The organism is Streptococcus cristatus (genome assembly GCF_003943815.1).
Classification (GTDB): domain Bacteria; phylum Bacillota; class Bacilli; order Lactobacillales; family Streptococcaceae; genus Streptococcus; species Streptococcus cristatus_F.
This window is the reverse complement of record NZ_RJNA01000001.1, coordinates 151,501-174,908: the sequence shown is the minus strand read 5'-3', so window position 1 is coordinate 174,908 and position 23,408 is coordinate 151,501. Positions and strand designations below refer to the sequence as shown.

The following is a 23,408-nucleotide window of genomic DNA, read 5'->3' as shown; positions in this document are numbered from 1 at the left end:
GGCAGGATCAACATTGCTCCAAATCATTAAATTATCAAGTCTGTTACTCTTTAATAGACATTTTACAAGAAGTATCTAATGCCAGTGATTCCTAGCCCTGACTAGGCTCTTCTTTCTGGTAAAAATTCATCCCAACCTCAGTATCCTCGACCAGAATATCATCAGTCTGGCCCAACAGCAGCAAAGCGATGTAAAAGTCACCAACACAGCCCGCTGCATGAATACTAGCTAGAGGCATGTAGAGAGTTGAACTGAGCAAGCCCAGCATGGCCAATAAGGTCAGAAGCAGGCTAATCAAAACAAAGGGAGCCAAACCAATGACCAAGAAGTCCTTACGATTGTAAAAAGTTCCTGGACTAGTCGCATAAGCCATCCCATTTTTAAAACCAAACTTTACCTTGGCCTTCCCTTTACCAAAAAACTTGAAGAAGAAACCGTGGATGTACTCATGGATGACGACAAGGATAAAGGCAAAAACTAACAAATAGGCAAGATCTAGACCCGAAAAATCATAATGGTCTGCACGAAAAATTAGCTGGGTCAATTTCGCAAAAAGCATGGAGAAAGGAAAAATCAGTAAGAGCCCCGCTACATTTAGACCGATTACATATTTCTTTTCTTCCATAAAATTAATTTTTTTAATGAGTTTCATAAAAGCTCCTCCATCATTTTCGACCTTTACTCAAGACATAGGTGCTTGCACTGATAAAAATAAGAAGCCAAATCACCAAATTAGAGAAATCTTCAATTTTGAATGAATAGTCTCCTGCTTCAAAGAAGTTGATAAATGGATTCATAAAAGTAAACCGCAGAATATTCTGTATTGTTTTATCAAAACTAGCAAATAGAGGCACGAAACTAATCAGCAACAGCGGAAATAAACTATAAACCTGAGCTTGAGACTGTGTCTTGGAAATAGCACCAATAAAAAGATTGATTAAAAGGATAATAACAATAATTAAGAGATTGATCAAAAGATAGATAGGCCATTTGCCAGAGAGGTCTACATGCAAATAATATGGGAAAAAAATTAAGGCAAAGACTGTAAATAGGAAGGGATAAACCAACATGGATAAGAGGTATTCAATAGAACGAACCCCGCTCAACATCAAGGTTTTTAGATTACGCTTCTCCTTGTCCTCTGCCATCATAATAGACACCATGTAGCCGCCACTCATGGCAAAGGTCATAGGCAGGATCATCTTCAATAGTCCTTGGCCTGCATTGCCATTCTTATTTAAAATCATATTGTACAAAAAGAGGAGGCCAAAAGGCAGCAAGACGGACATAAGCAAAGAAGAATTTGTCAATAAAATCTGAGTACGCAGCCATGTGAGAGCTTTAATTTTTTTATACATCTAGTTTTTCTCCTGTTAATTGAATAAAAATTTCTTCTAATGTAGGTTCGCAAGAATGTACTGTAATAGCCAATTTTAGGTCTTTTGTAGCCAATTCTGAGAACGAAATTTGCTCGGTTTCCCCATTTTCATAGCTAATTTTAACTTTCTTGGCTGTGTTATATTTTTGAATAATAGCTTTCGGCTCGCCATATTCTACTAATACTCCCTTATTTAGCAAGGCCAGTCGATCACAAAGGGCGCTAGCTTCATGCATATCATGCGTCGTCAGAAAAATGGTTGTTCCCTTTTTCTTCAGCTCAAGCAAAAGCTCATGAATCACCTTGGAAGTACGGGGATCAAGTCCACTCGTTGGTTCATCCAAGAATAAGACCTCAGGATTATTTAAAAGAGCCCGAGCTAGAAACATCCGCTGCTTCATACCTGTCGAAAGCTTCTCTGCTACAATATTTTTGCTTTCTAACAAACCAACCTGCTCTAACACTTCATCTATCCGCTCATTTTTTAAATCGTATAATTTAGCATATATCTGCAGGTTTTTATAGAGAGTCATCTTCTCATAAAAGCCACTTGTATCAGATACTAGGCCAATTTTCACCAAATCCTGAGCATTAATAGCATCTGAGGCCTTACCAAGAATTTTACTTTGTCCATTGTCAGCATCAAGCTGGCCTGTCAGGATGTTAATTAAGGTTGTTTTTCCCGAGCCAGATGGTCCTAAAAATCCGAAAATTTCTCCTTGATCGATATGAAAATTAATCCGTTCTAAAGCTTTTTTATCTCCAAAACTTTTAGAAATATTCTCTACTTGAATCACTTGTGACATAAGGCCTCTTCTCACTTTCTTACTTGTAATAACGTTTAACGATTTTGTACTGGCTGACAGTAACATAAAGATAGATGACCGATACCGCAATCCAAGCCAAAATCGTATCCAGTTGGAATAGAAGATTTAACAGTATCAGTCCAATATAGATACTAGGAAAGATAAAACTCACTAATTTCAGATGAACTCCTTTTTGACCGACAAACAGCTTATTTGAAATATCTTTTAACTGCTTGATAGGAGTCCACATTGATATAGACAAAAATAATGGTTAAGACAATCATGCCGGATACGACCTGCATTGGTGTCCCAGCTCCAAGAATAAAGAGCAAGACATAAAGGCCTGGAATGAGGCGCTGATTGAGATTGAAGAGGGTTAAAAAGCTTTGTTCATAATGAGCCTGCAACTCCCCTTCATCATAAGACAGAGCATAGTCCTTCATCTCCTCAATGGTTGGCATAGCAGATAATTTATATTGACGAACCTTCTGAGTGGTTTTCAAGACAAGAATTTGACCTAAAATCAAAGCAAGAAACAGTGCAATATCATAAAACGGAATGTGAATCGCCGTTTCTGACCTTAGTAGCGGACCTAGGTAGCTAACTCCTACAAAGAGGGTGAATAGAGTCAGAGCAGACGAGATATTATATAAAATCGTCGCATATTCTAGGGTTTTGAAAGTTTGACGATAGAGCTCATAGCTTCTGTCATCATCTTCTTCTCTCTGGTAAGCTCCGTGAACTTTATGCGTCTGATAGAGCAAGAAAAAGGTTACGGGATAGAGAATGAACAAACTCGCTCGACCAATGTTCTTCAGCAGTTCAACATTTAAGACGGTCGGCCAAGAGAAATACTCAAAATGAGCCATTATAAAACTGACTACTCCTCCTCCTAATATAGCAGCAAGAATTAAGATGCCGATATTTCTCAATATTCTTTTCTTTGTTGACATTGTTTTCTCCTATTCTTAAATAAGCGCAGTCAGCCAAGCCATGACTTGGCTAATAAAGTCAGAGGCAATTTCCAGTATTTCACGGCCAAATAAAGGTAAAATAATCAGCACTGTCATCAGAAAAATAAAGTGATTTCTGACTTTTTTGTTCATTTTATTCCACAAATAATCCTTTTGGAACCATCCTGCCAGATAGGCATAGCCCAAGGCTACAAAAATCCCTAGCTCAGTTGATGCTAGCACTACAACTCCGAAGATCAGACGAATATAAGCTACCTTTATCCCAAAATAATCCGCCAAACCTGCACAGACACCAGCAATTTTTGCTTGTTCTTCGTTAACTTTAAAGTTTTCCATAAATTCTTGCATTGTTTTTCTCCTTGTTTTACTTTCCGTCACTTGCGGAAAAGCACTAATATACTTACTCAACTTATCAGGATCAGACAAGTAATCGCTATGATATGAAAGCTTGCTTGTCTTCATGACAAGATGGCTATCATAAACTGTCTCCAGCAACTGATTTTTCCTAACAGCCTACTCTTCCTCCACTAGGCGAAAGACATTTTCGACACTTTCGTTGAAAATCTGAGCAATTTTGAGAGCAATGACCACGGAGGGCGTGTATTCATCCCGCTCCAGCAAGCTAATCGTTTGCCGCGACACGCCGGCTTTCTTAGCCAAGTCGGTTTGATTCAACCCGTCTCTAGCCCTCAGCTCTTTGAGTCGATTTTTCAGCTTCATGACAACACCTCTCAGTCTTCTTTCAGTTCAACAGACTTGATATCGTCAATGCGCATGAGCTTGATTCTTGTTTGACCTTTTTTATTGGTCTTACTCAACTTAACCCAATCGTCATCAGCATCAACTACCTCCCAGCAATCTGTCCCGAAAACTTCACCAATGATGATCGGTTTTTTCCCAATCATTTCTTTAAAAAAACGTGACATTTCTCCACTCCTTTCTTTATTTCTCTCTAAACGTTTCAACTTCCTTTTTACATTTTTCAATTCACTGGATGACATCAGCCACAAACCAGAAAATATCGGAAGTAGACACCAAAACAGTATCTCCATTAGTTCCTCCTTTTATCTTTTCTTCTTAACTTAAATACATTGTAACAGATTCTTTTCTTTTTGACAAGTATATTTGTCAAAAAAATAAAGATTTTTGTCATAAAGACTTAGATCCTTTACAAAGTAAGAAGTAAAAAAGACCAGGACTGAATCCTGATCTTAAAAAGCATACTACAATTTACCAGCTACTGCATCCAAGAGTTCTTGGATCTTGGCTTGGTTGCTTCCTCCTGCCATGGCCATGTCTGGTTTACCACCACCACGTCCATCGACGATTGGAGCCAATTCTTTGACAAGGTTTCCTGCATGAAGGTCTTTAGTCTTGCTAGCTACGAGGACATTGACTTTGTCACCGATAGCGGCAACTAGGACAAGCACATCAGAGTAGTCTTTTTGTTTCCAGTTATCCGCAAAGGTACGAAGGGCACCTGCATCTGATACAGAAACTTGACTAGCGATGTAACGGTGGCCGTTGACTTCCTTCACATCCTTGAAGACATCGCCTGCAGCTGCAGCTGCAGCTTTTTCTTTCAACTCTGCATTTTCTTTTTGCAATTGACGGAGTTGCTCTTGAAGTCCTTCAACCTTGTGAGGTACTTCCTTGAGTTGAGGTGCTTTCAAGGTCGCTGCGACGGCTTTCAAAGCGTCTTCTTGCTCACGGTAGGCTTCAAAGGCTTCCTTACCAGTCACTGCCAAGATACGGCGAGTTCCTGAACCGATTCCTTCTTCCTTGACAATCTTGAAGAGGCCAATCTCAGAAGTGTTGCCAACGTGGGTACCACCACAAAGCTCGACAGAGTAGTCACCGATAGTCACAACACGGACTTCCTTGCCATATTTTTCACCAAAGAGGGCCATAGCTCCCATTTCTTTTGCTGTGTCAATATCTGTCTCAACAGTTTCTACTGCAATTGATTCCCAGATTTTCTCATTGACTTGTTGTTCAATGGCGCGCAATTCTTCCGGAGTTACTGCTTGGAAATGTGTGAAGTCAAAACGAAGGAATTCGACTTCGTTCAGAGATCCTGCTTGTGTCGCATGGTGACCAAGGATATTGTGAAGAGCGGCATGAAGCAAGTGAGTTGCTGTGTGGTTTTTCATGACACGGTGACGACGATTGGTATCGATTGCCAAGGTATATTCTTGGTTCAAAGCAAGCGGAGTATGAACTTCAACAGTGTGAAGAGCTTGTCCGTTTGGTGCTTTTTGAACATCTGTCACAGTAGCAACGACGTTTCCTGCAGCATCCAAGATTTGACCGTGGTCAGCTACTTGTCCACCCATTTCAGCGTAGAATGGAGTCTCTGCAAAGATGAGAGAGGCAGTTCCTTCTGAAACAGCTTCAACTTCAGCATTATCAGCTACGATAGCCACCAACTTAGACGGCAATTGATTCGCATTGTAGTTAAAGACACTTTCAACTGTGATGTTTTGAAGGGTTTCATTTTGCATACCCATTGAGCCACCCTTAACAGCTGATGCACGCGCACGTTCTTGCTGCTCTTTCATGGCTGCCTCGAAGCCTTCACGGTCCACCGTCATACCAGCTTCTTCAGCGATTTCTTCTGTCAACTCCACTGGGAATCCGTATGTATCGTAGAGTTTAAAGACATCTTGACCAGCGATAACCGTTTGTCCTTTTTCCTTCAAGTCTGCTACAATGGTTTCTGCAAAATGTTGACCTGAGTGAAGCGTACGAGCAAATGACTCTTCCTCGCTCTTAACGATTTTCTCGATAAAGTCACGTTTTTCAAGCACTTCTGGGTAGTAGCTTTCCATAATTTTTCCAACAGTTGGAACGAGTTTGTAAAGGAAAGGCTCATTGATACCCAATTTTTGACCATGCATGGAAGCACGACGGAGAAGACGACGAAGAACATAGCCACGGCCTTCGTTTCCTGGAAGGGCACCATCACCGATGGCAAATGAAAGAGAACGGATGTGGTCAGCGATAACCTTAAAGCTCATATTGTCGCCATCTTGGTCGTAGACCTTACCAGACAACTTCTCAACTTCACGAATGATCGGCATGAAGAGGTCTGTTTCAAAGTTGGTCTTAGCCCCTTGAATAACCGCCACCAAACGCTCCAAACCAGCGCCCGTATCAATGTTCTTATGTGGCAATTCCTTGTACTCGCTACGAGGAACAGCAGGGTCAGCATTGAATTGTGACAAGACGATATTCCAGATTTCGATATAACGGTCGTTTTCGATATCTTCTGCAAGGAGACGAAGACCGATATTTTCTGGGTCAAAGGCTTCTCCACGGTCAAAGAAAATCTCTGTATCAGGTCCGGAAGGTCCCGCACCGATTTCCCAGAAGTTGTCTTCGATTGGGATCAAGTGACTTGGGTCCACACCAACAGCAATCCAACGATTGTATGAATCTTTGTCATCAGGGTAATAGGTCATGTAGAGTTTGTCTTTAGGGAAATCAAACCACTCAGGGCTTGTCAAGAGTTCATAAGCCCAAGTAATAGCTTCGTCACGGAAGTAATCCCCGATAGAGAAGTTCCCCAACATTTCAAACATGGTATGGTGGCGAGCAGTTTTTCCGACATTTTCGATATCGTTGGTACGAATCGCTTTTTGCGCATTGGTAATACGTGGATTTTCAGGGATAATGGTCCCGTCAAAATATTTCTTAAGAGTTGCTACCCCAGAGTTGATCCACAAAAGAGTCGGGTCGTTTACAGGAACCAAGCTGACTGATGGTTCTACAGAGTGGCCTTTGCTTGCCCAGAAATCCAGCCACATTTGGCGAATTTGAGCACTTGACATTTGTTTCATTTATGTTTTCTCCTTAATTTTTCTAAATATTTATATTATGATGAAGAGCTTTCCAGCATCTCCACATAATCAATAGCGACGCAGAGGGAAATGACTAAATCTGAATAAGCCTCATCATAGACGCTCACCTGATAAGTCGAGGTTAGATGGAAAAGCTCCTTGGTAATCTCAGCCACGACTTGATCGCGGTCATCTAGTAATCGGAAATTCAGATCCCAGATATTGCCTTCAACCCTTAGGCCTAAATTATCAAACTTATATTTATCACGCAAGATAGTGAACTTCTGACGGATATAAAAGCTATGTCCGTTGCTGAGTTTGATTTCAAACTGAGGCAGGAAGGTTAGAAAGGTTTTGCTGATCTGGCTAACTGTCTGTCCTTGGGCATCATAGATGGTGAAACTCTTAGGAATCTGGAAAAATGATCCTTCTACTTGGTAATCTATGTTACCTTGATCGTCCTTGATATCAAAGCGTTCGCCACCTAGGCGAAATTTCTGTTTGACAAGATAGGTCTTCATCGCTTTACCTCCAGAGTCAAGATAAAAGACAAGCTCTTTGTCTGAAGGGCGAAAAACCGCGGTACCACCTTCATTCAATGAACTTGTCATTCTCATTAACTATTTAGTTTGAAACATGAGTAGCATGAATTTTCCTCTCACATGGCTCGCAGCACCGCCAATTCTCTGAGCTGAGATCTAGAAAATCAATTCTCAATAATTTTATTATACTGACTTCTTGGCTTTTCGTCAAGCTTATTCTGCTGAAGGAGCTGGGTTTTCTTCAGTATGAGCAGCTTCAGACTTGCTTTCTTCTGAGCTTGAAGATTGTGATTTCTTTTCTTCTGAACTAGAAGACTGAGACTTGCTTTCTTCTTTAGACGATGAGCTAGAAGTATCTCCTTCTACATATTGGGCAAAGACATTTTGGAAAGCTGGGTCCTTCACTTTCAGATTCGCTTCCTTCAATTCTTTAGAAATAACAGAACGAATAAAGCTTGCATCGTTTTGTTTTTGAGTCAGGATTCCCTCTTTTAGTTGTTTCTTGTAATCTGTCCATTTTGCAGATTTTTGAGTTTTCTTCACCAATTTAACAATGTAGTAACTTGCTGAATAGTTCTGCTTACCTCGTACAGTGATCACATCAGAAACGCCATTTTCTTCTAAGGCAAAAGTAGCTTTCTTAACTGCATCTGGAATCGTTGTAGAGGTTGAGTCAAATTTCACCTCACCACCCTTATCTTTGGTGTCCTTATCGGTTGAGTTTTCCTTGGCCAACTGACCAAAGTCTGCTCCCTCAGCCTTGGCTTTTTCAAGCACTTCCTTAGCCTTTTCTTCACTGTCTACCTTGATAATTTGAGCCGTTACTTCTGGTGTATACGTTTCAAAGAAAGCCTTGTAGTTGTCATCTGTCAGCTCTTTTTCAGCTGCTTTCTTAACAGCGTATTCGACCAATTTATTTGCGCGGATCTGGTCTCTATAGGCATCTTCTGTCATTCCGCTTTGAGCAAGAACATTTTGGAAGGCAGAACCATAAGCGGATTTCATTTTTTCAAAGGCTTCTTCAACCTCTTTATCCGTTACTTTTTTGCCATACTTTTCTTCAAAAACTTGCTTAATGGCCATTTGAAGCAAAACTTGTTGAGAGGCACCATTATTTTTTACTTGATCGTAAAATTCACTTACTGTGATTGTCTCGCCCTTCATTGTCACAATATCTTTATCTTTTGCTGTTTGTGAACATGCTGCTAAAGCCACTACAGAAAAGAGAGTTACTGCTCCTGTAAGGATTTTTTTCTTCATTGTTTTATCTACTCCTTCAATAAATTCACTTTGTCTATTGTACCACAAATCCAACTTGATATCTTAATTTTTCCTAAAAATTTTTGGAAATTGAGAAAAAAGTGAAGGGATTATTCTTTTCTAATCATAAGCAGCCCATCTCCTAAAGGAAGCAAGCTCGCAGTCAAATCTGGACTGTCCAAAGTTGCGTCAAACAGGCTATGCAGTCCTCGGTAAATAGCCCGTTGACCACGCTTAATTTCCTCAAAAGGCTTGGCAACATCTCCGCCTTGGAAGACATCGTCAATCAGGACCAGACCACCAGGATTGAGGCGCTTGAGGACCTGAGGCAGAAATACCACATACTTAGACTTAGCAGAGTCCATAAAGACAAGGTCGTAGGAATCCTCCTCCAGTGTCTCAAGCAAATCCACTGCATCGCCTTCCAGCAGGGTGATCTGCTGACGGCTGTCATATTTAGCAAAATTAGCCTTAGCCAGCTCAATCATCTCTGGATTGCGATCAATAGTCGTAATCTGAGCCTGAGGCGCATGTTCCGCCATCAAAAGGGCTGAAAAACCAATAGCAGTCCCGATTTCTAAAATCTTCTCTGGTTGCAGACTTTCAAGTAGCAGTCGGAAATAAGCCACTGTCTCATGGGGAATCACGGGCACATTTTCAGCTCTGGCAAAATCCTCCAGCTCCTTGAGTCCACCAGAAACTGGCTGGAGTCGTTGTCTCATAAAGTCTACGACTTCCTCTTTGACTACTGGCCGGCGCATATTGGGATTAGAGTTTTGATTATAAGTCTCGACCATCTTATGCCAGTCCCAACTTTTCTACCAAGGCTTCGAATTCGTCCAGGCGACGCTCAAAGACAGCAAAAGCAGCATTTAGGTAGTCTTCTTTTTCCATATCCACACCTGCTTTTTTGATGACATTGAGTGGATAATCAGAGTTCCCAGCTTTGAGATAGTCCAGATACTTATCCTTGTCTTCCTGACTGCCATGGACAATCTTTTCAGCCAAGGCAGAAGCAGCTGCAAAGCCTGTAGAGTATTGGAAAACATAGTAATCATAGTAGAAATGCGGAATCCGAGCCCATTCGTACTGAATCTGCGGATTATCTTCTTTTTTCAGTCCATAGTATTTCTCGTTCAAGTCAGCATAGAGCTCATTGAGAAACTCGCTGGTCAAAACTTGTCCTTCTTGGTCGGCCTTGTGGATAGCATGCTCAAACTCAGCAAACTGGGTTTGACGGAAGACCGTTCCTCGGAAGCCATCCAAGAAGTGATTGAGGATAGCAAAGCGGGTAGCATCATCTTCTACTTCTTCCAAGAGCTTTTCTGTCAGGATGTTTTCGTTAGTCGTCGAAGCAATCTCAGCTAGGAAAATAGAATAGTCTCCGTAAACATAAGGTTGGGTCTCACGGGTGTAGCTGGAGTGCATACTGTGGCCTGTCTCGTGCACCAAGGTAAAGAGATTGTCCAGTGTATCCTGCCAATTAAGCAACATAAAGGCATTGGTATCATAAGAACCACCTGAGTATGCTCCTGAGCGCTTGCCTTGATTTTCATGAACATCAATCCAGCGCTCTGAGAAGGCTGTCTTCACTCGGCTCAAATAATCCTCACCCAGAATAGCCAGAACTTCCTCAGACTTAGCCAAGGCTTCCTCATAAGTGAACTTGTAGTCTGTCTCTGACAAAGGTGTGTACATATCATACATCTTCAAGTCAGAAATACCTAAAATCTTTGCTCGTAAAGCGATATAACGCTGCAAAAGAGGCAAATGCTTATTGACAGCTGAAACTAGGCTGTCATAAACACTTTCTGGAATAAAGTCAGCTGACAAGGCCGCTTCACGGGCAGATGAAAACTTGCGGACTTTCGCATTGTAATTGTGAACCTTGACATTGGTCTGCAGAGTCTTGGCATAGGTATGCTGGTACTGCACGTATACGCTATAAAGAGCCTCGTAAGCTTCCTTACGGACTTCTCGGTTCTTAGACTCGACCAAGGTGATATAGTTACCGTGGCTGAGCTGAACTTCATTTCCATCTTCGTCATGCACCATCGGAAAGACGATATCTGCATTATCCAAAATAGCAAAAGTTTCGCCCGCTGCGCCAAAAATTTCACCAGCACCAGCCAATAGCTCCTCTTCGCGCTGGGTCAGGATGTGGGCTTTCTTTTTCAAAAGCTTGTCAAAATAATGCTGATACAGCTGCAAACCTGGTTGCTCAGCCAAGAAAGCTTGGTATTGCTCTCCTGTAATCGCCATAAATTCGGGCTCATAGAAGGCAAAGCTTTGACCAAAATCGCTGTAAAGAGTCATGCCTTTAGCCTGATACTCTTGGTACTTGGCCACACGTGTATCCTGATCATTCTTCATGTGAGCATAAGAATAAAGCTTTTCAATCCGACGCATCAAGTCCAACTGGATTTCCGTCGTTGTCAAAAGACTGTCAGCCGAATCCAGCAAATGCCCAGCCAGACTAGCTGCTTTCTTCACTTCTTCTGAAACCTGCGCCAACTCTGCTTCAAAGGCTTCATCTGTTGGGAAAATGGTACTCAAATCCCAAGTATATTTTTCTTCAATTTCATTTCTTTGTTTTGCCATAGAAATTTCCTCCATCTTTTCTATTTTATCATAAAAGTAGGGGAAATCCTCGCATAAAATACCGGTGGATAGATAATTTGAAGCTGCTTATTTTTTTCAGCCTGATAATAGCGATGAAAGTGATGATAATAGGGCGTCAAGTCTCTTGTTATTTGGCAAAAGGAGCTAGCTTGGACAGGCCGAACCTGCGGATAGAAATCCTCAGCTGACTTGGTTAGAAGATTGTCTCCTTTCTGATAGAGCTGGGCTTGGAGCTTCATCCAGCGAGGCTGCTGGTAATAAAGCTGCTGACGAACATAGCGACAAATTTCAGGATCCTGCCTAGCCAGATAACTTTCTAGCCCCTGCTTCTGAAAGGGCTTGCGCAAGACGGATAAAAGGCAGCCTTGGCCAAAAGGAAAGGATTTGACCTTGTACTGAGCACGCGCATGCAAGTCCTCGTGAATGAGATATTTAAGTCGAAGCTCCTGCTTTTTCTCATCCAATTCCCAAAGATGAAAGCCCATATTTTGACTAAAATAAAGAAAGTCCTTTTGCAGTTTCGTCAGCGACTGTTTTAACCATAATTTCTTGCCCAAGAGCCAGAGTACCTGATAGCCATGCTGGCGATAAGACAGCGTCCTTTCCTCAAGTCTTTCCTGACTGAGTGGACTGCATTGGACCTCCAGCGCTATGCGACCATCTATCAAAAGGTCGGCAATCTGCCTTATCTCAGGCAAAAAGGCCTCCACCTGCACCTCTTGGCTTTGCTTCCCCCAGCTATAAAGCCCAGCTTTCAAGTTCAAATGATCCGCACTTTCATTTTCCGCATAAAACGAACAATTTTCAAGAGAAATATGAGCAAAATGCGGTCGCATGACCCTTCCTTTTTTGAAGCGAACCGCTCCCGAACAGGCCGGACAAAAGAGTTGTTCGCCTAGAGACGGCTGATTTTCCATCGCATTCAGCAAAATCCCCTCTTCATTTTTCGCAAGCAACATGAGTATTTCCCTTTCAAAACAATGTCTTTTATATCTTTATTCGTAATTAAAACACCAAAGAGAGGGCTTGTGAAATGGAACGAAGTATTATTTATTCTCTCACTTATGTAATCTCCCAAAACAAAAACGAGCTGAAAAAATTCCAGACTCGTTTTTTCTTATCCAAATAAATTCTGATTCTTTTTTTCAGGAACTTTCAAAAATAGAGCAAGCAAGAGCACTAGACCTATAATTGCTGCCAACATGAGATTCATACTACCATAGCCAAAACGATCTAAGATAGAGCCTGACATATTCTGGATGAAAATTGTTCCTAGATTTCTCCCTGTCTGTAGTAACGCAAAAGCGGTCACCAAATATTTTTCATCCACCAAATTTGCTACGATGCGCAGACTAAGCATGGTCAGTACCATACCAGAGGCATGCTTAGAAAGCAGGGTGACTGCAATTTTCGAGAATAAGCCAAAGTTCAAAGCATAAACCGCATACTGGAGGAGCATCATGCCCAAGCAAATATAGAGCAACTTTTTGACAGAGATTTTATCCATGAAAAGGTAGGAATAAAAGATTAAGGGAGCCTCGCATAGTACAGAGACAGCCACAACAGTTGTTGCCCAATCAACACTCAAGCCGCTAGATTCTAGCATGGACGGAATATAGGTATGCCCTGTATTGCCCACTCCAGAGTAAAGGGCGACAAGAATCAGATAAAAAAGATAGGTTCTGTTTTTAAGAATGGCTGAAAAGAGCGATTTTCCTCTTTTTCCAGTTTTTTTCGTCAACCTATCCCGCTTAGGATTCATGCCAAGAACCCCTATAATACTCAGCAACAAGTCCCGATAAAGACCAAATAAATAGCTTGAGGGGAAATATTTTTATAAATCAAACCCGCCAGCTGTGAACCAATAGCATAACCGATTGTTCCCCAAATTCGGATTTTCCCATATTTATAAGGACTTTGGGTTGCTAGTACATCCATCACGGTACCCACCCCATTGATGAGCATCAAGACAAAACTATACCAGATGGCTAAGAGCCATAGATTATCGGCCTCCATAAAAAAGATGTCTCCTAGGATAATCAGGAAAAAACTGATAAGCGAAACCCTCTTGATGCCAAGCGTATCAGTTAACAGCCCCATGATTGGCTGAGCCAGCATGGAAGAAAAGAAAGAAGCTGATACGACGATAGATACTTGACCAGCCGTGTACCCCTTATCCAACATATAAACGGATATCAAGGTCGAAAACAATGAATTGGACAGAAAATAAAAATTATACATCAAAAAATAAGCCAAATAGCTATTAGAAAACTTTTTTCCCATCATCAAAACCTCTCCAAAAATAGAATAGAGAGTGGGACAGAAATCGGTAATTCGTTAGAATTCGATTTCGTCGTCCCACCTCCGCACAGTTGAGTAGGGCTGTAAAAGCTGATGAAATCAGCGTAGTAGAGCCCACTCAACCACTGCGTCTTGCTCGACAATCCAAAGACAATTGAGAGGCTAGGACTTTTGTCCCAGCCTCTATCTCAGCTTGCAAAATAAGCACAAGCCTTTATTTAAATCTTTGCTTTCTAGCAGCTGCTTTAGCTTTTCTCGATTTCCGATTCTCGATATAGAAAATCAGGATAATAATGACAATTGGCAAGGCAATTAACCAGCGGCTGCTTAGCAAGTCACTATACCAAGTTTTATTATTTTCTTTCTTAGTGATTTCTTCTTTGGCAGACTGGGTGACAGAAGCATCTACTTCCTCCACTTTCATCTCATCAGAGATCTTTGGAGAGAGCGTGTATAGATCATTTCCAGCCTTCAAGACACCATTCTCAACTACAGGCTTTGCCTTCGCGTCTTTTTTGATTGTCGCATAAAAATCTTCTGGCAGATTGTAAGTTTTCCCATTAATCTCCTGCTTCCCTTTAGAGAACAGTTTCTTGTACTCGTAGTCAGCATAAGATTTTTCGATCAAGGCATTTCCAAATGGGTGGCGGTAATATTCACCATCTTGGTCAGACCAGTCACCAACACCCATGATGACGCCAATCACGCGCTGATTCCCGCGCTTGACAGTTGCAATGTAGTTGAAGGCACCGTTCGGACTTGAACCCGTCTTCAGACCATCTACTCCCTCCAGAGCGTAGCGAGCACCCGGCAGTGAGTAATTATAAGTCTCAAATGTTTCTTCATAAGGCGTGCCAGCCTTAACAGTTACTTTAGCCTGATTGGTATAGTTTAAAATATCTGGATAGTTCTTTACAAAATTATAAACTAAAATCCCTAAATCACGCGCAGTCGTTTGGTTGCTAGCATAGTTATTATATCTCTGAGGAGTATAGTAGCCTTTGAAGGAAACCGCCGCAGCACCACTGGCATTAAACCATTTGGTGTTGGTCATGCCTAGTTCCTGCGCTTTCGCGTTCATCTTGTCCAAGAAAGCATCGGGATCGTTATCTGATAGGTAATTTGCCAGCATCACTGTTGTTGCGTTAGAAGAGGGTACAACTGTCATGGTAATCAGCTCAGAAACAGTATAATTGACTCCAGCCACGATTTTATTATTGGAAATTTCATAAATTCCCGCAACAGCCTGATCTTGCGGTGTCGCCTTAATCACCGTATCTAAACTGAGTTTTCCCTCTTTAATGGCTTCAAAAACCAAGTACAAGGTCATGATCTTACTCATGCTGGCTGGATCGCGAACCTCATCAATGTTATCCTGCCACAGTATATCGCCCGTATTTCCGTCAATCATCAAAGATGATTTAGGACGATTGATAGCTTGCACATGATCATTAGGATACATTTTTTGTGCCATATCCACCAATTCATCTGCTGCAGCAGAAAACGGTGACAGAAAGGCAGATAAAATCAGTCCAAATACCAAAAATTTCTTCTTCACATTTATCCTCCAAAAAAATCATTCCTAACTAGTATACCATATTTTTAACAAGGTTTTTGATAAATATAAAAAATCCTACCTAAAAATTAGATAGGAAATAGATTGTTAGGCTTCTAATAAACTCAGAGCTTCTGTATCAGCAATAATCACGACATCTTCATGGCCTTGAAGGGCGCTAGCTGGCAAAGCTTCTGTCACCTGACCTTGGACTGTTCCTGCAATTGCTTGAGCTTTAGAAGAGCCATAGGCAAAGAGGATAATTGACTTCGCATCTAAGATATTCCGAATTCCCATTGAGATAGCTTGGGTCGGTACGTCCTCAATCTTCTCAAAGAAGCGAGCGTTCGCTTGGATAGTTGATTGCTGCAAATCGACGATATGGACAGTGCTATCAAAACTAGTTCCTGGCTCATTAAAGCCAATATGACCATTGGTGCCAATTCCCAAAATTTGCAAATCTACTGGGTGGTCAGCCAAGACTTGGTTGTAGCGTTTCACTTCTACTTCCGAATCTTCTGCTACACCATTTGGCAAAAAGCTTTCTTTGAAAGGCTTTTTATTAAATAGCTGCTCATTCATAAAGTAACGGTAAGACTGGGGATTATCTTCTGAAAGTCCCACATACTCATCCAAATTTACACTGGTCAGCTCTGATAAATCTAGGTCACTGGCAATGATTTGCTTGTAAAACTCAATCGGACTACTTCCTGTTGCCAAGCCCAATGTTTTGGCCCCCTGAGCCAACTTCTCTTTCAAGATTTCTAAAGCTACCTTTGCGCCTTCTACCTGATTCTCAACACGAATAACTTTCATTCTGTTCTCCTATTTTTCTTGATTGATTCCTTATTTTATTATATGGTATAGACCAATTTTTGTCAAGTAGATTCTACTTAATTTTTTCAAATTTTACTGAGAGACTTAGCGTCAAATCATGGTATAATAAAAGTATGCTATTACCAATGATTATAATCTTTTTACTAGGAATTGCCCTTTTTACCGCTGGGCTTTTCTTAAAAAAACATCTCGGTTGGCAACTAATTTTTTTATGCCTGGGAATTTTCTTTATCAGTATTCCCTTTTTGCTTGCCGCCTACTATATTTGGATCATGAGAACTATTTAAGGAGATAGAATGAATACTGCTGATTTTGATTTTTACTTGCCGGAAGAATTGATTGCTCAAACCCCTCTAGAGAAGCGAGACTCTTCTCGCCTGCTCATTGTAGATCGGGAAACTGGCCAGTTTAGTGACCAACATTTTGACAATATTATTGACCAACTTGAGCCAGGTGATGCCTTGGTTATGAATAATACTCGTGTCCTGCCAGCCCGCCTTTATGGAACCAAGACTGAAACCGGCGGCCATGTCGAGCTCCTGCTCTTGAAAAATACCCAAGGAGACTTCTGGGAAGTTCTAGCCAAGCCAGCCAAGCGTCTAAGAGTCGGAACGCGTGTTTCTTTCGGTGATGGCCGTTTGACTGCCACCGTTACAGAAGAGCTGGAGCACGGTGGACGGATTGTTCGCTTTGACTATCAAGGCATTTTCCTGGAAGTCCTAGAAAGTTTGGGTGAAATGCCCCTGCCGCCTTATATCCATGAGAAGCTAGAGGATCGTGAACGCTACCAGACAGTCTATGCCAAAGAAAACGGCTCCGCTGCCGCTCCAACCGCTGGCCTCCATTTCACAGAGGAATTGCTGGATAAAATTGCGGCAAAAGGCGTTAAGCTCGTCTACCTGACCCTGCATGTGGGGCTTGGAACCTTCCGTCCTGTATCAGTTGACAATCTGGAAGAGCATGAAATGCATTCCGAATTTTATAGCTTGTCTGAAGAAGCAGCTGAGACCCTGCGTCAAGTCAAGGAAAGGGGCCATCGCATCGTTGCTGTCGGTACCACGTCCATTCGCACGTTAGAAACAATCGGCAGCAAATTCGATGGTCAAATCCAAGCCGACTCTGGCTGGACCAATATTTTTATCAAACCAGGCTATCAGTGGAAGATTGTCGATGCCTTTTCGACCAACTTCCACTTACCAAAATCAACTCTTGTCATGCTAGTATCAGCTTTTGCTGGACGCCAACTGACACTGCAAGCCTATGAGCACGCTATTGCTGAGCGCTATCGCTTCTTTAGCTTTGGCGACGCTATGTTTATCAAATAAATACAGGTGAATCTATGAATAAAATCGAAAGTAGGCATCGCCTCATCCGCTCCCTTATCATGGAAAAAAGAGTCCATACCCAGCAGGAACTCCAAGAACTACTGGAAGCAAACGGCGTCATTGTCACCCAGTCTACTCTCTCTCGTGACATGAAAACTCTCAATCTAGTCAAGGTGACTGAAAACGACAGATCTTACTATGTCATTAACAGCATCGCCCCTTCTCGTTGGGAGAAAAGGCTGCGCTTCTACATGGAAGATGCCCTAGTCATGCTCCGCCCCGTTCAGCATCAAGTCGTTATGAAAACTTTACCCGGACTAGCCCAATCTTTTGGTGCCATTTTAGACGCTCTAGAATTACCCCAGATTGTTGCTACCGTCTGTGGAGACGATGTCTGCCTAATCATCTGCGAAGATAACCAAGCTGCTATCGAATGCTTTGATAAACTCAAAGAATTTGCACCCCCATTTTTCTTTAGTAAATAACAAAGAGAGTGGGAAAAAAAGATTTTAATTTTTAAAAATCTTAATTATTAAGCCCTTCAAATCTATAATTAAATGCGAAAAGCGAACAAAGCAGAATTCTGATTACCAGAAAACTAGTTTTGTTCGCTTTTTATATTTGAGGACGGACTTTTGTCCCAGCCTCTTTCGTTTTGATTCACAGTTTTTACTTAGAAAAATCTGCAACACTGATATCTATCCTAGCAATTTTACTCTCCTGCCAAGCGGCAAATAGTCTCAGCATAGATATCCATCGCACGATAGAGATCATCTAAAGATGCTCTTTCATTGGCTTGATGCTCCGTCTGCTCAGCCCCTGGGAATAGAGCGCCGAAGGCCACACAGTTTGGCATGGTACGAGCAAAGGTAGCCCCACCAGAGGACATAGCTGGACTAGTATCGCCCGTCTTTTCTTGATAGATGGCCATCAAGGTGCTGACCAGTTCGCTGTCCTTAGGTACATAAAGCGGAGCCAGATAGTCAAATTCTTCATAGTCAAGCTGGTAGCGCCCAGCAATCTCAGCTAGTTTTGCCACTAGCTGATCTTTATCCGCCAAAACAGGAATCCGAATATCAATACGGATTTCAGACTTTTCTGAGTTCAGCGTCAGACTTGCAATATTAAAGGAGAGTTTGCCAGAGGGTTCATCTGAAATATCGCCAAATAAACGGCCTCCAGTCGCATCTTCTCCCACTGCTTCTGCAATAAAGGCTAAGGCAGGATGGGCTTGTAAAGGCTGCAAAACTGTCGCCAGTCGAACAATAGCATTGACACCTTCAGCTGCATCCTTAGCATGCTTAGGCAGGCCAAGAACAGTAACTTGTTGGTCATTTTGCTCATAGTCAAAAGAAGCTGCCTGCAAACCTGCCACGACCTGCTCCAAAAGTTCTCCTTGATAGCTAGCCTTGCTAGGCACGACATTAAAGGCTGCTCCTGCTTCTAGCTCTAGCTGATCTGAGCCAGGACCATGTAGCTTGACCTGTAGGAGGCCTTTTTCAGCATAGGTCAGAGGGAAAGAAGAATCTGGTGCAAAACCAAGCGTCGCTGTTTCTTCTAGTTCATTGTATCGGCCCATGCAGCGCCAGAGGGTCTCCTCGTCTGTACCAAAGATAAAACGCACCCGCTTTTTAAATGTAACTCCGCTATCTAGCAGAGACTTGACTGCGTAGAGAGCAGCCATTGACGGTCCCTTATCATCTTGAACACCACGTCCGAAAATCCAGCCGTCTTTAATAGTTGCCTCAAATGGCGGTGTCTGCCAATCCGCCTCATCACCTGATGGAACAACATCCAAATGACAGAGAACGGCCAGGAGCTCTGCTCCCTGACCGATTTCTGCATATCCATAATAACCTTTAGGATCAAGATAGGTAGTGAGACCTAAGCCTCGACAAATCTCTAAAGTTTTTTCTAGGACATCTTGGATTGCTTGTCCAAAAGGTGTTCCATTTTCTCCTTCATTGAGCACCGAAGGATAGGAAATCAAGGTTTTTAATGATGTAAGAAATTCATCTTTAACTTGATTTGTGATATATGTTTTCATGGAATCACCTCACTCACTCTTTATAGGAATGGAATGAATGTTCCAAGGAGAAGGAGAGCAATAGTCACTACAATGATAGCAACTACAAGTTTGCCCATGAATTTCCACCAAGTACCGATGTTGATACGTCCAAGTGCAAGAGCTCCCATCACAATACCAGATGTTGGTGCGATCAAGTTCAAGACACCTGAAGCAGATTGGTAAGCAGTGATAATCAAGCTAGGACGCACATTGACAAATTCTCCGAGCGGAGCCATGATACCCATAGTCGCGCTGGCAAGACCAGATGAAGATGGGATCAAGAATGACATAGGCAGATAGAAGATATAAGTCAAAACGATAAAGACTTGTGAAGACAGACCACTCAGGCCTTCTTTACCCCAGTTGAGGATAGTATCGGTAATCATACCATCGTTCATGATGACTTGGATACCACGGGCAATCGCTACGATCAAGGCAACACTGAGCAAGTCAGCAGCACCATTCATGAAGGCAGAGATAATCTTGTCTTCTTTAAGACCATAAACAACACCGATAAGGATACCCATGAAGGCAAAGAGCATTGCTCCTTCTGGGAAGTACCAAGTACCCAAAGCAGCTGTAGATGAACCAACAATCTTACCGATAACTGGAAGACCAGTCAACCAAGTATTTAAGTCTCCAAAGAGAGTAATACCTAAGTCACTCCAAGGAATGAAACTCAAGACCATCAAGACGAAGGTCAGTACAAAGAGAACAAAGACATGTTTTTGTTTCTTAGTAAGAGTTGAGTTGACATTTTCTTCATCTTCTCCAACATTGAAGAATTTCATATCTTCTTCACGTGTTGCATAAGTAAGTGATTTAGTTGGATCTTTTTGAATCTTATCAGCATACTTGTAAACGAACCAAGTACTAAGACCAGTCAAGACAAACCAGAAGATCAAACGAAGGATAATTCCTTCACCAAGACCTACACCTGCAGTTGATGAAGCAATACCTGTCGCAAATGGGTTCAAGGTAGATGCCAAACATCCAATCTGTGAACCGAGCAAGATAATGGCAACCCCAGTCAGGCTATCAAATCCAACAGCCATCATAACTGGCACAAGGAGAGGATAGAAGGCCATGGTTTCTTCACCCATACCATAAGTTGTACCACCGAGGGCAAACAAAGGCATGAGAACCAAAATCAACATCTTTTCGCGGCCCTTGTACTTCTTCACAATAGAAGCAATACCAGTGTCTAGCATACCAGTTTCATTGACAACACCAAGGAAACCACCAACCATGAGGATGAAGAAGGCTACATCGATCGCTGCACTTGTTTCCTTAATCAGCGAGCCTTCCTCTGGATGAGTACCTAGCATAGCCCGAATCGGTGCCATGAGAACATCCCAAATCCCTTGCGGATTTTGAGGTTGGGCTTTGTAAACACCATCCACAAAGGCACCTGCAGGGATGATCCAAGTCAACACTGCCATAATAGCAATGATTATCAACAAGACGGTGTAAGATGAAGGCATCTTAAACCCTTTTTTAGCTTTTTCACTCATTTGTTTTTCCTCCTAATGTCTAACAAAGTGCAAAAAACCAACCACTTTCTTAAATAAATATTTAAGAAAAACGCTTTCTATTTATATTTATTTTACCACATTAAGGTCTAAAAAACTAGTATTTTTTGAAAATATCGCACTTATTTTCAAGAAATATTCCTAACTTGATATAAAGACGTTAGAAATACTATATATTTTACTAGTAAAATAGCTTATTCTTTTTCAATAATTGTTCCGCTTTCAGATTCGATCAAAGCGCCAAGATTTTCAAGGGAAGTAATAACTGCTTTTCCTTCTGGACGGCCATTGACAAAAGCGATAGCTGCTTCTACTTTTGGAAGCATGCTTCCTGGTGCAAATTGGTCTTGTTTGATATACTCTTCCAGCTGAGCAACATTCACATGTTCCAATTTTGCTTGGTCTGGTTTATTGTAGTTTACAAAGACATAGTCTACACCAGTCAAGACGATGAAGAGGTCAGCTTCGACTAATTCCGCCAGGCGTTGAGAAGCAAAGTCCTTATCAATAACAGCTTCAACACCAGCCAAATGACCGTTGTCTTCCTTGATGACTGGAATTCCGCCACCACCAGCAGCAACGACCACTTGACCAGCATTCAAGAGGGTACGAATTGTTTCGATTTCCTTGATGTCAACAGGTCTTGGTGAAGCAACAACCTTGCGCCAACCGCGGCCAGCATCCTCTTTGAAAGTCGCTCCGCTCTTTTCAGCTTCTGCTTTTGCTTCTTCTTCTGAATAGAAAGGACCGATAGGTTTGCTCAAGTTGACAAAAGCTGGGTCATTTTTATCTACAACAACTTGTGTCACAACTGAAGCAACATCTTTTTCGATGCCTTCATCCAAGAGAGCATTTTGCAAGGCATTTTGTAGCCAGAAACCGATGCTACCTTCTGTCATAGCAACAAGTGAATCAAGTGGGAAAGCAGGGTTCTTTTCAGAATCAGCCGCCAAGTGTTGGAGCAAGAGATTTCCAACTTGAGGACCATTACCGTGAGTGATGATCAAATCATCCCCGTTTTTGATCAGTTTCACAAGGTGCTTAGCTGTTTCCACCAAAGCTTCCTGTTGAGCTTTTGCTGATGGATCAGAAGAAAGAATCGCATTTCCTCCCAAAGCTACTACAATTTTACGATTTGCCATAAATTCTCCTTTATCACATTCAATTGAATGCCTTTAGATTTCGGTTTAATATTTTTTCAAATACTTTATAAGAAATAACAGATTTCCATCATATAAAAGAGGACTGGACTAAAGCTATTAGTCGCAGCCCTCATAGCTGTTGGTATTACGGTTTATAAATTATACTTTTGGAATGTAAAGGTTGCCGAGTGTAGCAGCCATAACAGCTTTGATTGTGTGCATACGGTTTTCTGCTTGGTCAAAGTGGCGAGCGTATTTGCTGCGGAACACTTCGTCAGTTACTTCCATTTCTTCTACGCCAAATTTTTCAGCGACATCTTTACCGTAAACAGTATTTGTATCGTGGAATGCTGGCAAGCAGTGCAAGAAGATCAAGTCTTCATTATCAGCTTTCTTCACCAATTCCATGTTAACTTGGTAAGGTTTCAAAAGTGCAACGCGTTCTGCGAATTTGTCTTCTTCACCCATAGATACCCAAACGTCTGTGTAAAGTACGTCTGCACCTTTAACAGCTTCGTCTGCATCTTCCGTGATGAGGATGTGTGCGCCGCTTTCTTTAGCAAAGCCTTCTGCCAATTCAACAATTTCTTTTTCTGGGAAGAGTTCTTTTGGTGAGAAGATGTGAACGTTAACGCCAAGGATAGCTCCTGTTACCAGCAAGCTGTTGGCAACGTTGTTACGTCCATCACCACAGTAAACCAATGTCAAGCCTTCCAAACGACCAAAGTTTTCTTGAACTGTCAAGTAGTCAGCAAGCATTTGAGTTGGGTGCCATTCGTCAGTCAAACCATTCCATACTGGAACACCTGAGAATTCTGCCAATTCTTCTACCATGCGTTGGCTGAAGCCGCGGAATTCAATCCCGTCAAACATACGTCCCAATACTTTAGCAGTATCTTCTGTAGATTCTTTCTTACCAAGCTGAATATCATTAGCGCCAAGGTATTCTGGATGTGCACCAAGGTCGATAGCTGCTGTAGTAAAGGCTGCACGCGTACGAGTAGATGTTTTTTCAAACAAGAGAGCGATATTCTTACCAGCAAGATAGTGGTGCTGAATATTGCGTTTCTTCAAGTCTTTCAAATGAGCTGAAAGTCCGATAAGGTATTCTAATTCTGCACGAGTAAAGTCTTTTTCTGCAAGGAAGCTACGTCCTTGGAATACTGAATGTGTCATTCTGTTATTTCCTCTTTCTAGTTATTAAATTTCTATTGATAGATTGTC

General features: G+C 41.8%; 21 protein-coding genes and 1 pseudogene. 2 read left to right on the top strand and 20 right to left on the bottom strand.

The window, feature by feature from the left end:
• Positions 1 to 91 precede the first annotated feature (91 nt).
• The 16 genes and pseudogenes from D8872_RS00905 to D8872_RS00820 form a co-directional block, all read right to left on the bottom strand.
• Positions 92 to 652 (bottom strand): DUF3267 domain-containing protein, encoded by a 561-nt coding sequence (locus tag D8872_RS00905; protein WP_125389632.1) that lies wholly within the window; start codon positions 650 to 652, stop codon positions 92 to 94.
• Positions 653 to 665: 13 nt separating this feature from the next.
• Positions 666 to 1,358, bottom strand: coding sequence for an ABC transporter permease (locus D8872_RS00900; protein ID WP_125389631.1), 693 nt, complete (start codon positions 1,356 to 1,358; stop codon positions 666 to 668).
• On the bottom strand, positions 1,351 to 2,184 hold the full coding sequence (locus D8872_RS00895) for an ABC transporter ATP-binding protein (protein WP_125389674.1): 834 nt from the start codon (positions 2,182 to 2,184) through the stop codon (positions 1,351 to 1,353). Before D8872_RS00895 ends, D8872_RS00900 begins: the two co-directional genes overlap by 8 nt.
• 209 nt (positions 2,185 to 2,393) lie before the next feature.
• Positions 2,394 to 3,137, bottom strand: a complete 744-nt coding sequence (locus tag D8872_RS00885) for a DUF3169 family protein (RefSeq protein ID WP_125389630.1) — start codon at positions 3,135 to 3,137, stop codon at positions 2,394 to 2,396.
• 15 nt (positions 3,138 to 3,152) lie between these two features.
• Positions 3,153 to 3,506 carry a PspC domain-containing protein gene (locus D8872_RS00880; protein ID WP_185761361.1) on the bottom strand — a complete coding sequence of 118 codons (354 nt, stop codon included), beginning with the start codon at positions 3,504 to 3,506 and terminating at the stop codon, positions 3,153 to 3,155.
• A gap of 165 nt (positions 3,507 to 3,671) precedes the next feature.
• Positions 3,672 to 3,878, bottom strand: coding sequence for a helix-turn-helix transcriptional regulator (locus D8872_RS00875; protein ID WP_005590740.1), 207 nt, complete (start codon positions 3,876 to 3,878; stop codon positions 3,672 to 3,674).
• 11 nt (positions 3,879 to 3,889) lie between these two features.
• Positions 3,890 to 4,084, bottom strand: a complete 195-nt coding sequence (locus D8872_RS10960) for an aspartyl-tRNA synthetase (protein ID WP_231089324.1) — start codon at positions 4,082 to 4,084, stop codon at positions 3,890 to 3,892.
• 297 nt (positions 4,085 to 4,381) lie between these two features.
• Entirely contained in the window at positions 4,382 to 7,000 is a 2,619-nt protein-coding gene (gene alaS / locus D8872_RS00865) for an alanine--tRNA ligase (protein WP_125389628.1), read from the bottom strand.
• 35 nt (positions 7,001 to 7,035) lie between these two features.
• The gene (locus tag D8872_RS00860; RefSeq protein ID WP_185761360.1) at positions 7,036 to 7,617 is read right to left on the bottom strand and encodes an LURP-one-related/scramblase family protein; all 582 of its coding nucleotides are present in this window, start codon (positions 7,615 to 7,617) and stop codon (positions 7,036 to 7,038) included.
• Between the two features lie 138 nt (positions 7,618 to 7,755).
• Complete coding sequence (gene prsA / locus D8872_RS00855; RefSeq protein ID WP_125389626.1) at positions 7,756 to 8,802, bottom strand: peptidylprolyl isomerase PrsA; 1,047 nt, start codon at positions 8,800 to 8,802, stop codon at positions 7,756 to 7,758.
• Positions 8,803 to 8,912: 110 nt separating this feature from the next.
• Entirely contained in the window at positions 8,913 to 9,599 is a 687-nt protein-coding gene (locus D8872_RS00850; RefSeq protein WP_125389625.1) for an O-methyltransferase, read from the bottom strand.
• Position 9,600: 1 nt separating this feature from the next.
• Positions 9,601 to 11,403 (bottom strand): oligoendopeptidase F, encoded by a 1,803-nt coding sequence (pepF, locus tag D8872_RS00845; protein WP_125389624.1) that lies wholly within the window; start codon positions 11,401 to 11,403, stop codon positions 9,601 to 9,603.
• Positions 11,404 to 11,423: 20 nt separating this feature from the next.
• Positions 11,424 to 12,383: a competence protein CoiA gene (locus D8872_RS00840; RefSeq protein WP_125389623.1), complete on the bottom strand. Its 960-nt coding sequence runs from the start codon at positions 12,381 to 12,383 to the stop codon at positions 11,424 to 11,426.
• 158 nt (positions 12,384 to 12,541) lie between these two features.
• Positions 12,542 to 13,707: pseudogene (locus D8872_RS00835) on the bottom strand (MFS transporter).
• 232 nt (positions 13,708 to 13,939) lie between these two features.
• On the bottom strand, positions 13,940 to 15,283 hold the full coding sequence (locus D8872_RS00825) for a D-alanyl-D-alanine carboxypeptidase (RefSeq protein ID WP_125389622.1): 1,344 nt from the start codon (positions 15,281 to 15,283) through the stop codon (positions 13,940 to 13,942).
• A 105-nt stretch (positions 15,284 to 15,388) separates the two neighbouring features.
• On the bottom strand, positions 15,389 to 16,096 hold the full coding sequence (locus D8872_RS00820; protein WP_125389621.1) for a glucosamine-6-phosphate deaminase: 708 nt from the start codon (positions 16,094 to 16,096) through the stop codon (positions 15,389 to 15,391).
• A 317-nt stretch (positions 16,097 to 16,413) separates the two neighbouring features.
• Here D8872_RS00820 and queA point away from each other — a divergent pair, with 317 nt between their 5' ends.
• A complete protein-coding gene (gene queA, locus D8872_RS00815) occupies positions 16,414 to 17,442 on the top strand; it encodes a tRNA preQ1(34) S-adenosylmethionine ribosyltransferase-isomerase QueA (RefSeq protein ID WP_125389620.1) in 1,029 nt (342 codons plus the stop codon).
• A 14-nt stretch (positions 17,443 to 17,456) separates the two neighbouring features.
• A complete protein-coding gene (locus D8872_RS00810) occupies positions 17,457 to 17,927 on the top strand; it encodes an arginine repressor (RefSeq protein WP_125382432.1) in 471 nt (156 codons plus the stop codon).
• Between the two features lie 227 nt (positions 17,928 to 18,154).
• On the opposite strand, the gene D8872_RS00805 is transcribed toward D8872_RS00810, so the two are convergent.
• The 4 genes from D8872_RS00805 to argF form a co-directional block, all read right to left on the bottom strand.
• Positions 18,155 to 19,489 carry a dipeptidase gene (locus D8872_RS00805; protein ID WP_125389619.1) on the bottom strand — a complete coding sequence of 445 codons (1,335 nt, stop codon included), beginning with the start codon at positions 19,487 to 19,489 and terminating at the stop codon, positions 18,155 to 18,157.
• A 20-nt stretch (positions 19,490 to 19,509) separates the two neighbouring features.
• A complete protein-coding gene (locus D8872_RS00800; RefSeq protein ID WP_125389618.1) occupies positions 19,510 to 21,024 on the bottom strand; it encodes a YfcC family protein in 1,515 nt (504 codons plus the stop codon).
• Positions 21,025 to 21,236: 212 nt separating this feature from the next.
• Positions 21,237 to 22,184: a carbamate kinase gene (gene arcC / locus D8872_RS00795; RefSeq protein WP_125389617.1), complete on the bottom strand. Its 948-nt coding sequence runs from the start codon at positions 22,182 to 22,184 to the stop codon at positions 21,237 to 21,239.
• A gap of 159 nt (positions 22,185 to 22,343) precedes the next feature.
• On the bottom strand, positions 22,344 to 23,360 hold the full coding sequence (argF, locus tag D8872_RS00790) for an ornithine carbamoyltransferase (protein ID WP_005590765.1): 1,017 nt from the start codon (positions 23,358 to 23,360) through the stop codon (positions 22,344 to 22,346).
• Positions 23,361 to 23,408 lie beyond the last annotated feature (48 nt).